Genomic DNA, 12,391 nt, shown 5'->3' on the forward strand with positions numbered 1-12,391 from the left:
TGTGTATCCAGATTAATGCCTAACTCTAAGAGCACCCCGGCGCGCAAACGTTGCATCGGTTGCTGTGACGCGCGCTGCCGCACTGGCTAAAATCCACCGGCGTGCATCCGCACCGTCGGGGCTGTTCAGGGGTTTGCGTGGAATTACACATCGTCATTAAGGGCCGCAAAGACCTCGCCCATCAAGTTTACGAACAGCTGCGCGACAGTATCGTGTCCGGCCGGCTGGCGGCGGGTGTGCAATTGCCGCCCAGTCGGCTGCTGGCGGCGCAACTGGGGCTGTCGCGCAAAACCATTTCCGACACCTACAGCCGGCTGACCTATGAGAACTACCTGGTGGGCAAAGTCGGCAGCGGGACGTTCGTCAACGCCTTGAGCGCCTATAACGCGCCTCGGCCGGCACCTTCGCAGCTGGCCAGCGCCCACATCGTGGCGAAATGGGAGCGTATCACCCTGCCCCTGCGCCACCCGACACGCGCGGGGACCTTGCGCTACGATTTTCTCGGCGGCGCGACGGCGAAAACCCAGTTCCCCCATGACGAGTGGCGGCGCTGCGTCCACCACGCGGTCCGTCAGATGTCCACCGAGCGCGGCTTTTACAGCCAGCCCGAAGGCCTGCCCGCCCTGCGCGCCGCGATTGCCGGACACATCGCCTTCGCCCGCGGCGTGCGGTGCGGAGCCGATGACGTGGTGGTGTGCAATGGCGCCCAACAGGCCCTGGACTTGATCGCCCGCGTGCTTATTGAACCCGGCAGCCGCGTGGCCGTGGAAGACCCGGGCTACACGCCGGCGCGGTTGCTGTTCACCGCACAGGGCGCCGAGGTCACCAGCGTGCCGGTCGACAGCGAAGGCATCATCGTTGATGAAATCCCGGACAACGTCTGCGCCATTTACGTCACCCCGTCCCACCAGATGCCCCTCGGCATGCCCATGAGCCTGACGCGTCGGCATGCCCTGCTGGAGAAGGCACGGCGAATTGGCGCGATCATCATCGAGGACGACTACGACAGCGAATTCCGCTACGAAGGACGCCCGACTGACTCGTTGCAGAGCATGGACGAACACGGCGTGGTCGCCTACGTCGGCACTTTTTCGAAAACCCTGCTGCCGGAACTGCGCCTGGGCTACGCCGTGCTGCCGGCGGCGATCCTCGAAGCGGTGATCAAAGCCAAGCAACTGACCGACTGGCACACCTCGACACTGCCGCAATGGGCGCTGAGCAAATTCATCAGCGAAGGCCTGCTCAACAAACACATCCGCCGCTGCCACAGCACCTACGCCGGGCGCCGCGAACGCATCCTGTCGCGCATCGCAGGCGACCTGTCGCCGTGGCTGGAAACCATCCCCTGTACCGCAGGCTTCCACATGGCACTCATGCTCAAAGCCTCCCTCGATCCGGCGATCGATCTGCACCTGCTGGTCGACCGCGCGCGGGACAAGGCGCTGGGCCTCTACCCCCTCCACGGCTTCTACAGCGATGCGCCCCCGCGCGACGGATTGATGCTGGGCTTTGGTGCGATCGACCTGCTCGACATCGACCCGGCGCTGGATCGGTTGCGGGATCTGCTGGTGGCATTTGGTTAGCCGGGAAAATAGAGGCCGCACACACCGGCCCCTTCCCGGCTAAAGCCGGCCCCACTAAAAGCAGACCGCGTGCACCCTGTGGGACCGGTGACGCGGAGCGTCACGGGATGCATACCCACGCGGAGCGTGGGCACGATCAGATCTGCTGGTGGCCTTTGGTTAAACGGGAAAATATAGGCCGCTCACACCGGCCTCTTCCCGGCTGAAGCCGGTCCCACTAAAAGCAGACCGCGTACACGCTGTGGGACCGGTGACGCGGAGCGTCATGGGATGCATACCCACGCGGAGCGTGGGCAGGATCGGAATAGATCCGGTCTTAACAATCAAAAATCGATGGCGCCACACCGGCTCCTTCCCGGCTAAAGCCGATCCCACTAAAACCAGACCGCGTACACCCTGTGGGACCGGTGACGCGGAGCTTCATGGGATGCATACCCACGCGGAGCGTGGGCACGATCAGAATAGATCCGGTCTCATCGATCAAAAATCGATGGCGCCTGCACCGGCTCCTTCCCGGCTAAAGCCGGTCCCACTAAAACCAGACCGCGTATACCCTGTGGGACCGGCTTCAGCCGGGAAGCTTTTGATCTTGATCTTCATACGCAAGACGTCCAGACGACGATAATCGCGACTTTGGTGCAGGCTGAACGCAGGTCTCGCGCAGTGGGCCGAGCGGCATGGATGCCGCGAGAGCCGCCCCCCGCCATGGATGGCGGATGGCGGCGGGACCACGGAGCGAGACCGGAGTGAAGGAACCCTGACGAAGGAAGGGCCCAACCAGGAGCAGGCACTTTTGCTTACTTTTGGTGCTTTTCAAAAGTAAGTCGCCGAAGGCGAAACAGTCTGCCCCCAGGCAGACGCTCTTGATCTTCCAGGCCACCCCGCAGGACTAGCTGACACAATCCAATGGAACTTCTAACCCCAGAACCTGCCGACTACACAGCTGCCGGACACCCCGTCCGCTGAGAAATGGAGGCTTATACATGCCAGACGCAAACGGCAAAATCCGCTACGCAGTGGTCGCTGGAGGCTGGATCTCCCAAGGCGCTTTCATGCCCGGACTCGAACAGACCGACAACTCCGTCATGACCGCCCTCGTCACCGGCGACCCCATCAAGGCCGACAAACTGGCGGAACTGTACGACCTCAAAAGCTACCACTACAACGAATTCGACACCCTGCTCAGCTCCGGCGAAATCGACGCCATCTACCTGGCAACCCCCAACTTCCGCCACCGCGAATTCGCCGTACCCGCACTGAAAGCCGGCATCCACGTCCTGCTCGAAAAGCCCATGGCCGCCAACGAAGAAGACTGCCTGGCCATCGCCGAAGCCGCCAAAAGCTCGGGCGCCAAACTGATGGTCGCCTACCGCCTGCACTTCGAGCCCGGCACCGTCGAAATGGTCCACCGCGTACGCGCCGGCGACCTCGGCGACCTGCGCCTGTTCACCGCGACCTTCGCCCAGACCACCGACCCCGCCAACCATCGCATGCAAAGTGGCTTCGACGCAGGTCCCGTGGCCGACATGGGCCCGTACCCGATCAACGCCGTGCGCAACCTGTTTGCCGCCGAGCCGATTGAAGTGCACGCCGTCGGCATCAAAACACCCGGCCGCGAGATCAACACCTTCGACACGGTCAATGTGACGCTGCGCTTTGCCGAAGAGCGCCTGGCGACCTTCACCGTCAGCTACAGCCTGCCGTCCACCGAGCGGTTCCAGCTGATCGGCACCAAGGGCGAGTTCGAAGCCTCACCGTGCTTCGGCTTCGGCGAAGGCGTTGCGATTGGCTACCGGGCGATCATCGACGGCCAGACCACCGAGCACACCCATCCGGTGGTCGATCAGTTTGGCGGCGAGACCCAGTACTTCTCCGACTGCATCCTGCAGGACCGCGAGCCCGAGCCGGACGGCGACGAAGGCTGGCGTGATGTGCGCGTGGTCGAAGCCATTGAACGCGCGCTGACCACCGGCCAGTCACAGAAGCTCGATCCCCTGCCGGAGCGCCCGGGCATTGGCATCGAGCAGGCCCGACGCCTGCCACTGGCCAAGGTGCCGGAGTACATCAATACCGACGAGCCGAACGCGTGACCCTGCCGATTAATCATCCGGGGCTGCGGGTCACCCAAGCGCTGCCACACGGCACACGTTGATCACAAGGCAAAGCCCGGCTATTTTGATGGCCGGGCGTTGCTCGACACCTGATGCCCGCGCGCCTTGCGGCTGAAAAAATGCAGTTGTATGATGACTGTCGACTTTGCGACAGACCACTGAGTCTGTCGTCGCTACGCTTCAAACAATTTCGAATTCCCCCATCAGGCGCCACGCCTGATCGATTCGCCCAAAAATAACAGGAGAAGCAGATGCCTACCGTTCTCGGTCAGAACTTCATCGGCGGCGCCCGCAGCGGCCTCGGCGAAGCACGCCATAAAAGCCTCGACGCCACCACTGGCGAAGCACTGCCTTACACCTTTCATCAGGCCACCGACGCGGAAATCGACGCCGCAGCCTCGGCCGCCAAAGACGCCTTTCTTGAATTCCGCCAACTGAGCCCGGCCCGTCGCGCTGAATTCCTCGATGCCATCGCTGACGAACTCGACGCCCTGGGCGATGACTTCGTGGCCCTCGTTTGCCAGGAAACCGCGCTGCCGGCCGGTCGTATCCAGGGCGAGCGTGGCCGTACTTCCGGCCAGATGCGCCTGTTCGCCAAAGTCCTGCGTCGCGGTGACTTCCTGGGCGCGCGTATCGATCAGGCAATGCCGGATCGCAAGCCGCTGCCCCGTGTCGACCTGCGCCAGCAGCGCATCGGCGTCGGCCCGGTGGCCGTGTTCGGCGCCAGCAATTTCCCGCTGGCGTTTTCCACCGCTGGCGGCGACACCGCGTCGGCACTGGCGGCCGGTTGCCCGGTGGTCGTGAAAGCCCACAGCGGCCACATGGCGACGGCCGATCTGGTGGGTAACGCCATCGTTCGCGCCGCCGAGAAGACCGGCATGCCAAAAGGCGTGTTCAACATGATCTTCGGCAGCGGCGTCGGCGAAGGCCTGGTCAAGCACCCGGCCATTCAGGCGGTCGGCTTCACCGGTTCGCTCCACGGCGGCAATGCCCTGTGCAAACTGGCGTCCGAGCGTCCACAGCCGATTCCGGTATTCGCCGAAATGTCGAGCATCAACCCGGTGGTCCTGCTGCCAGGGGCACTGACGGCACGCGGCACCGCCATCGCCGGCGAACTCGCGGCGTCCGTGGTCATGGGCGCTGGCCAGTTTTGCACCAATCCGGGCGTAGTGATCGGCATTCGTTCCCCTGCCCTGACTGCGTTCACCGAACAACTGATCGAGCATATGGGCGGTCAGGCACCTCAGACCATGCTCAACGAAGGCGGCCTGCGCAGCTACAGCAAAGGCGTCGAGAAGCTGCTGGCGCACAAGAGTGTCACGCACCTGGCCGGCAAGCCGCAGGAAGGCAAACAGGCGCAGGCTCAGCTGTTCAAGGCTGACGTCAGCATGTTGCTCAATGGCGATGAATTGCTGCAGGAAGAAGTGTTCGGCCCAACCACGCTGCTGATCGAAGTGGCGGACGACGCTGAACTGAAAGCCGCACTGCAGGCCCTGCGCGGCCAACTGACGGCCACGCTGATTGGCGAAACCGCTGACCTGCAGAAGTACCAGTGGCTGGTGCCGGTGCTGGAAGAAAAAGTCGGCCGCATCCTGGTCAACGGTTACCCGACTGGCGTCGAGGTGTCTGACGCCATGGTTCACGGCGGCCCTTACCCGGCGACCTCCGATGCACGCGGTACCTCGGTGGGTACCCTGGCAATCGATCGTTTCCTGCGCCCGGTCTGCTACCAGAACTACCCGGACAGCCTGCTGCCGGCCGCTCTGCAAAACGCTAACCCGCTGGGCCTCAAGCGCCTCGTGAATGGCGAGAGGAGCACTGACGTCATCGCGTGATGATGGGGCCTGATTCGTCAGGTCCGACTCGGTGGGTCTGATTCGGTAGACCCGCGCAAAACGGCGCGACCCTGTGAGGGGCCGCGCCGTTTTTTTTGCCGTGTGACCCACCTGGAGCGTTGCCAGTGAGGGCGCGCCTGTTGCTGGCGCTGATCTCATTCAAGGCCCGAATCATTCCGGCGTGGACCCGGCCCGGCGCTTCAATTGCCAGCGCCGCCTTAGCCCACCCCCAACGCAAACCTCTTCCACAAACAGACTCGCTTGCGCCGACAACCGAGTGACGGCGATCATGAGTGCCATTCAGTCTTCACGGCTGGATTCAGCCATTAATGGAGGGGTTAGCTTGGTTGATAAAGAGCAGATTGAAAGGGCCGGTCAGAACGGGGAAGCATCCATTTGGCAGGCTGCCAAATGGCTGAATAAACCGAGCGTTAGCCAAAGCTTTGCTGATCAATCCTTAGAGATTATTACTGACGCCAAAACCGATTTCTGGCGTACAACCCATTACGGGTTCATTCGAGACAGCGGGCATTTCCTGGGATTCGAGACCACTGGAGACTTTACCGCTCAAGTCAGAGTTAACGCCGATTTTCGCGAGCTTTATGACCAGGCGGGAATTATGGTCAGGCTCAACGAGGAGACCTGGCTAAAGGCAGGCATCGAATATAACGACGGAATGCCCATGATCAGCAGCGTGCTGACGCAAGGCACGTCGGATTGGGCGCCCTGCTCGTTTTCCGGTGACCCGGGCGATTTCTGGCTTCGTGTGACGGTGTCCGATGGCGTGCTGCGCTTGCAATATTCCACAGACGGCGTGACTTGGCCATTGCTCAGACTTGCGCCATTTCCGGCCGCGGAAAGCTATACGGTGGGCCCTATGTGCTGCACACCGGAGCGGCAAGGGTTGAGGGTAAAGTTTTCGGAATGGTCGTTGAGCCAGCCTCTCGGGCGAGACCTGCATGATTTGAGCTAGAAAACAGGCCTGGAAGGACAGTCAGTCAGATGCCTCTGCCCGATGCTTACGCCTGGCCGACTTGCATCACACGCCATCTCGCTGTGGAAACCTGAACATGAATGAACGACTGAGCATCATCGATCTGCTGGAAGGCACCGGCAAGGCCGTCGTCAAAGGCGCGCTGATCACTACGCAATACACGGGAACCCTGGAAGACGGCACGGTGTTCGACTCCTCCCGGGAGCGCGGCAAGCCGTTTCAATGCGTCATCGGCACCGGGCGGGTGATCAAGGGCTGGGACATTGGGCTTATGGGCATGAAAGTCGGCGGCAAACGCAAGCTGTGGGTGCCTGCTCAGCTGGCGTACGGCGAGCGCTCGATGGGCGCGCACATCAAACCCGGTTCAAACCTCATGTTCGAGATCGAGCTACTGGAAGTGCTGACGCGGGATGATGAATAGTCCCGGCTGACGCTAACACGGTGGGACCGCCTTTAGCCGGGAAGAGGCCGGTGTGTACGCCATCGATCTCAGGGTGTAACAACCGACGCCTGCCTGGCTAAAGCCGGTCCCACAAGAGCGGGACCGCCTTCAGTCGTCCGAGCCCAGGACCTACGCCTTCATCAACACCCGGGCCAGTTTATTCGCCAGTTCTTCTTCCTTGTACGGCTTCTGCACGATCAGTTTCGGGTCGACGTCGAGGATGTCGATGTCGGCGAAGCCGGTGATGAACATGATCGGCAGCTGCGGATGGTCGCGGCGGACGATTTCCGCCAGTTCACCACCGGTCATGTTGGGCATGGCAAAGTCCGTCAGCAGCAGTTCGATGCTGGTGTCGAGCTTCTTCAGCGCTTCGTCGCCGCTGTCTGCTTCGACCACCGAATACCCCAGCGACACCAGCATCATCGAGGTCACCGAGCGGACGTCCGGGTCGTCGTCGACCAGCAGAATCGTGCGGTGCTTGTCGTCGGCATCGGCGCGGCCTGGCATGTCGGAGGCGCTGATCACCGGAACTGCCGTGAGGGCCACACTGGGCAGGTACACCCGCAGCGTGGTCCCTGCGTTTTCAGCCGTGTCGATGCTGACGCCGCCGCCCGACTGCTTGGCAAAACCGAACACCTGGGCCAATCCCAGCCCCGACCCCTTGCCCACCGCCTTGGTGGTGAAGAAGGGTTCGAAGGCCTTGGCCAGCACTTCCGCGCTCATCCCGCAGCCCGAGTCGCTGACCGACAGCACCACGTACGCGCCGGGCTCAGGGTCTTCAGGCCGTAACGGCATGCGATAGACCATCTCGTTCCAGGTGCTCAGGCGCAGTTGCCCGCCCTGGGGCATGGCGTCCCGGGCGTTGATCGCCAGGTTGAGGATGATCATCTCGGTCTGCGTCGGGTCCACCAACGCACTCCAAAGGTCCTCGGCCAGTTCGGTTTCCACCCAGACACTGCCGCCCAGCGCACGACCCAGCAGCTCGCGCATGCCGTCAATCGTGTCATTGAGGTTCAGCGCAACGGGCTCCAGACGCTGGCGACGGGAGAAAGACAGCAGCTGGCTGGTGAGTTTGGCACCGCGCTCGCCCGCTTCGCGGATGTTCTGCAAGCGCTGCGGCGACTTGGTAAATACGCCTTTTTCCAGATCCCGGCTGAGGAAATTCGCGCTGGTCAGGATCACTGTCAGCAAGTTGTTGAAGTCGTGGGCGACGCCAGCAGTCAATTGGCCGACCACTTCCAGCCGCTGCATCTGCTGCAACGCCGCTTCGACGCGCTCACGCTCCTTGATCTGATCGCGCAGACGCTTATTGGTCGCTGCCAGTTCGTCCACTACCGCACGCTCGCCGGTGATGTCGCGCACGGCTGCGTACATCAGGCCGTCATCCGGCACGATGGTCCAGGATAACCAGCGAAATCCGCCGTCGGCGTGGCGCATGCGATTGACGAAACGCGTTGAAACATGGCCTTCGGCTACGCTGGCAGTTTCGCGCAACGTGGCTTCCAGATCTTCCGGGTGAAACAGCTCGCTCAATGGCTGGCTACCGACTTCGTCCCGGCTCCAGCCGAGAGTCGACTCCCACGCCGGATTGAGGGCAATCGGCGTCATGTCGAAATGCAGCACGCCGAGCAGTTCCCGGGACAGCTCCCAGGTGCGATCGCGCTCGCGGGTTCGCTGCACGACACGTTCGCCGAGAATGTCGTTGAGCTGGTGCAGCGCCTCAGTGGCATGCTTGCGCTCGGTGATGTCCTGCATCACGCCAGTAAAGCGCACGCATTGGCCGTCTTCGAACAGCGAGCGGCCATTCAAGAACACCCAGCGCTCGGCACCCTCGTCGGTGATCAGTCGGTGCTCGATCTGGAAGGAGGTGTCCACCGTCAGGGCCGCCATGACCTTGCTGTGCAAGTGATCGCGGTCGTCCGGGTGACAGAGCAGAAACATGAGGGCCAGACTGACGGAGGTCTCGGCGCCAACGTCGTAAAGCGTTTTGCAGCGCTCGTCCCACAACAGCATGTCGGTGCGCGGATCGTAGGTCCAGACGCCCATTTCCGCCGCTTCGATCGCCAGGTGCGCCCGCACTTCAGCGACTTGCAGGGTCTTCTCGGCGAGCAGGCGCTTTTCCCGCTCCTGCACTTCCGATACCGCGCGCATCACCGCCTTGGGCAGCATTTTCATGTTCTGCTTGAGGACGTAATCGATGGCGCCCATGCGCATCATCTCGACTGCATGCTGCTCGCCGAAAATCCCGGAAAGAAAAATGAAAGGCGTCTTCGGCGCCAGTCGCAACGCGCTGTTGAGCACATCCGCGCCTGACGAGCCCGGCAACAGGTAATCGCTGAGAATGAGGTCGAAACGCGCGGCCGTCAGCTCGCGTTCAACATCCTGATGGTTGTAGACCAACGTAGCGTCGATCTTCAGCCCGCTGTTTTCGAGGGTGAGCAGGATCAGCTCGGCATCGAGCGAACTGTCTTCGACCAAAAGCAATTTAAGCGACGATAACGACATGGATAAAAGTCATTGTTCCAATAAGGGCTTGCGCGAAGCGACTGTGCGCAGGCCAACAGATGCCGATTCAGGAGCCTGGACGGCGTGCGAGCCGCAGGGAACCCGGTGGTGGCTCGTTCAATACTGCCCAGAACACGCCAAGGTCCGAGATCGCCGAGACAAATTCCTTGAATTCGACCGGCTTGACCACGTAAGCGTTCACACCCAGCGAGTAGGCACGATCCAGATCGGGCTCTTCCCGCGAAGACGTCAGCATTACCACGGGAATGCTGCGCAGTTCATCGGTTTCGCGAATGAGCTTGAGCACTTCAAGACCATCGACTTTCGGCAGTTTCAGGTCCAGCAGCATCACCGCCGGATTCCCTGCCACGCGATCATGGTGCTGGTTGCGGCGCAGAAGGTAATCAAGGGCCTCGGCACCGTCACGCAGTACGATCACTTCATTGGCCAGTTGGCTACGCTCAAGCGCGACAAGGGTAAGCTCGAGGTCGTTGGGGTTGTCTTCCACCAGAAGAATGGGTTTAAGCATTGTGCGTCTCCTTCGACACTCAAAGGGTTACGGTCGAGCCGCGCTTTGGCAGCGCAAAATAAAAGGTAGCGCCATGGCCCAACTGGCTGTGCGCCCATACGGTGCCGTCATGGCGCTCGATGATCCGCCTGACACTGGCCAGGCCGATGCCGGTGCCCTCGAATTCTTCCATGCGATGGAGCCGCTGAAACACGCCAAACAGCTTCTCCGCGTATGCCATATCGAAACCGACGCCGTTATCGCGGATGTAGACCACGACCTTGTCATCCTCTTCGTAACTGCCGACCTCGATAACTGCCGGGTCCTGGTTGCGCGTGTACTTGACCGCATTGGACAGCAGATTACCCAACGCCAAGTGCAGAAACGCAGCGTCAGCGATGACCACCGGCAAGGGTTTGGTGACCTTCCACTGCAGTGGGCGGCCCTCGTAATCGGGCAGCATCTCCCGCTGGATCGACTCGACCATGGCGCTGAGGTCAACATCGGATAAGCGCATCGCTGAACGGCCCATCTGCGAGAAGCTCAGCAGGTTGTCGACCAGCGTACCGGCGAAGCGCGCCGAATCGCTGATGTTGTCCAGGAAGCGTACGCCCCGGTCGGATAACGTACTGCCCTCAATGTCGCTCAACAGCTCGGCGTAGCCGGCGATGTGCCGCAATGGCGCGCGCAAGTCGTGGGATACGCTGTAGGAAAATGCTTCAAGCTCCTTGTTCGACTTCTTCAACTCATCGGCGAGCGCCGCCATTTCTTCAGCCTTGCGCAGGACGATGCCCAACACCGCCGTCCGCAACTCGATCACGGCTTCGCAATCCATGTCGTCCCACGGTCTGGAGAAGCCGCTCACGGTCTGCTGCCACAAGGCGAAGCTGTGACGCGGACTCAGGGAGCCAGTCGGACCGATGCTTTTCTCGAGTTTGCCTGCCCAGTTCACCACCCGAGTCTGCTCGGGCCGGAACCAGATGATGAAGTTGGAATGCAGCTCGGAGATCGTTGTCGCCAGCACGCCGCTGACCGACGCCGCCAGCGCAGGCAGTTCGGGGATGTCGCGGCTGACGTTGTCCGAACGAAAAACCTCGTGGGGGTGGCGGCCGCTCAGCCAGTCGGAAAGCTTCACAAGCTGCACGCGGTCGGGGGTTTCGCCGTAGACATCGACGCTGGCGCCGGAGATCACTGCGGCACCGCTCGCGCCCACGAAGTCCAGCAACACCTGGGGCATGGAACGCAGGCCGCCAGTCACGCTGTCGAGATCGGCCATGGCCGCCAGCATCTGCACAATCTGCCGGCGAAGGCTGAGCATGCGCTGATTGTCGGTGTGGGCTTCCTTGCTCTCGATCTGCAGCGACAACACGCTACCCAACAGTTCACAGGCAGTACGAGTCTGGAAACTGACCCGACGGGGGGTGGCATTGTGGCAGGATACAAGGCCCCACAACTGGCCGCGCACCACGATCGAGATCGACATCGACGCCAGGGTCTGCATGTTGCGCATGTACTGCAAATGCACGGGAGATACGCTGCGCAAGGTGGCAAAGGTAAGGTCCAGCGGCGCCCCGGTCAGCGGATTGTTGCCTGGTATGAGAGGCGATGCCTGGTAGTTGGCGTCTTCAATGACGCGGATACGGTTGGCCAGATACATCCTGCGTGCCTGGTCGGGCACGTCGGATGCCGGGAAGCTCAGGCCGAGCATGCTTTCATATCCGTCGTCGCTGACTTCAGCGTTGACCAGGCCGTTGCCGTCGGCGTCGAAGTGGTAGGCAAGGATGCGGCCAAAACCGGTGATGCGCTTGACTTCAGTCGCCGCGCGCTGACACAGCGCATCAATGGATTCCAGCTCGTTCATCTGGCTGATGAAGCCGCGCATCAGCGGATAGACGTTGCCATAGGCCGTGGTCATGTCCCCGGCCGGTTCGAACTCGGCCATCAGCACCTGATCGTGACGATGGACCATCATCGTCATCGGCTGACCGGCTCTCGACCCTTGCAGAAAGCGCACTTCACCGAGATGGAAGGGATTTTGTTCTTCCTCGGGCAGCGCCTGAAAGCGCTCAAGCAACTGCTCGTGCTCGGCGAACACGCTGGACAGCGGCACGCCGATCAATGACTGCGGATCAAGGCCGAGCCAGTCGCTGACGTTGGCGCTGACCTGGATGACCGTCGACGCCGCTTCATTGATGACAAGCAGGAAACCCTGGGGCTGAATGCTTCCGGGGATCTGGATCGGTTCCTGCGCGCACTGGTCTATCGCGCTCTGGAGGAGGTCGTCGGTGAGGGTCAAGGTTTGGCTCCTTCAACCTTCAGCGTTTGGGCAAACGGCGTCGGCAATATGTGGCCCGGGGGGCGGCACGGGTTGGAATGCCGCTCACGGTAACAAAAACCGGCCCGGTCAAATACT

8 protein-coding genes are annotated in these 12,391 nt (G+C 61.7%); 5 read left to right on the plus strand and 3 right to left on the minus strand.

Annotated elements, in window-relative coordinates:
- Window positions 1-137: 137 nt before the first annotated feature.
- The 5 genes from pdxR (at window position 138) to ACYAR8_RS01155 (ending at window position 6,944) form a co-directional block, all read left to right on the plus strand.
- Window positions 138-1,583 carry a MocR-like pyridoxine biosynthesis transcription factor PdxR gene (gene pdxR / locus ACYAR8_RS01135; RefSeq protein ID WP_463578809.1) on the plus strand — a complete coding sequence of 482 codons (1,446 nt, stop codon included), beginning with the start codon at window positions 138-140 and terminating at the stop codon, window positions 1,581-1,583.
- A 983-nt stretch (window positions 1,584-2,566) separates the two neighbouring features.
- Window positions 2,567-3,673: a Gfo/Idh/MocA family protein gene (locus ACYAR8_RS01140; protein WP_463578810.1), complete on the plus strand. Its 1,107-nt coding sequence runs from the start codon at window positions 2,567-2,569 to the stop codon at window positions 3,671-3,673.
- Between the two features lie 272 nt (window positions 3,674-3,945).
- Complete coding sequence (locus ACYAR8_RS01145; RefSeq protein WP_463578811.1) at window positions 3,946-5,529, plus strand: aldehyde dehydrogenase (NADP(+)); 1,584 nt, start codon at window positions 3,946-3,948, stop codon at window positions 5,527-5,529.
- Window positions 5,530-5,923: 394 nt separating this feature from the next.
- Window positions 5,924-6,502, plus strand: coding sequence for a DUF1349 domain-containing protein (locus ACYAR8_RS01150; protein WP_218278042.1), 579 nt, complete (start codon window positions 5,924-5,926; stop codon window positions 6,500-6,502).
- Window positions 6,503-6,599: 97 nt separating this feature from the next.
- Window positions 6,600-6,944 carry an FKBP-type peptidyl-prolyl cis-trans isomerase gene (locus ACYAR8_RS01155; protein ID WP_463578812.1) on the plus strand — a complete coding sequence of 115 codons (345 nt, stop codon included), beginning with the start codon at window positions 6,600-6,602 and terminating at the stop codon, window positions 6,942-6,944.
- A gap of 150 nt (window positions 6,945-7,094) precedes the next feature.
- Here ACYAR8_RS01155 and ACYAR8_RS01160 read toward each other — a convergent pair whose 3' ends face one another.
- The 3 genes from ACYAR8_RS01160 to ACYAR8_RS01170 all read right to left on the minus strand — a co-directional run bounded on the left by ACYAR8_RS01160 (window position 7,095) and on the right by ACYAR8_RS01170 (window position 12,274).
- A complete protein-coding gene (locus ACYAR8_RS01160; protein ID WP_074891057.1) occupies window positions 7,095-9,470 on the minus strand; it encodes a hybrid sensor histidine kinase/response regulator in 2,376 nt (791 codons plus the stop codon).
- Window positions 9,471-9,537: 67 nt separating this feature from the next.
- Window positions 9,538-9,999, minus strand: coding sequence for a response regulator (locus ACYAR8_RS01165; RefSeq protein ID WP_074891059.1), 462 nt, complete (start codon window positions 9,997-9,999; stop codon window positions 9,538-9,540).
- Window positions 10,000-10,018: 19 nt separating this feature from the next.
- Window positions 10,019-12,274: an ATP-binding protein gene (locus ACYAR8_RS01170; RefSeq protein ID WP_463578813.1), complete on the minus strand. Its 2,256-nt coding sequence runs from the start codon at window positions 12,272-12,274 to the stop codon at window positions 10,019-10,021.
- Window positions 12,275-12,391 lie beyond the last annotated feature (117 nt).

The sequence above is a fragment of the Pseudomonas sp. HP_01 genome (assembly GCF_055284355.1).

What these genes read in the sequence shown, in the direction of transcription:
- ACYAR8_RS01140 (WP_463578810.1), top strand. Translation starts at nt 2,567, where the DNA reads ATGCCAGACGCAAACGGCAAAATCCGCTACGCAGTGGTCGCTGGAGGC.
- ACYAR8_RS01145 (WP_463578811.1), top strand. Translation starts at nt 3,946, where the DNA reads ATGCCTACCGTTCTCGGTCAGAACTTCATCGGCGGCGCCCGCAGCGGC.
- ACYAR8_RS01155 (WP_463578812.1), top strand. Translation starts at nt 6,600, where the DNA reads ATGAATGAACGACTGAGCATCATCGATCTGCTGGAAGGCACCGGCAAG.
- ACYAR8_RS01160 (WP_074891057.1), bottom strand. Translation starts at nt 9,470, where the DNA reads ATGTCGTTATCGTCGCTTAAATTGCTTTTGGTCGAAGACAGTTCGCTC.
- ACYAR8_RS01165 (WP_074891059.1), bottom strand. Translation starts at nt 9,999, where the DNA reads ATGCTTAAACCCATTCTTCTGGTGGAAGACAACCCCAACGACCTCGAG.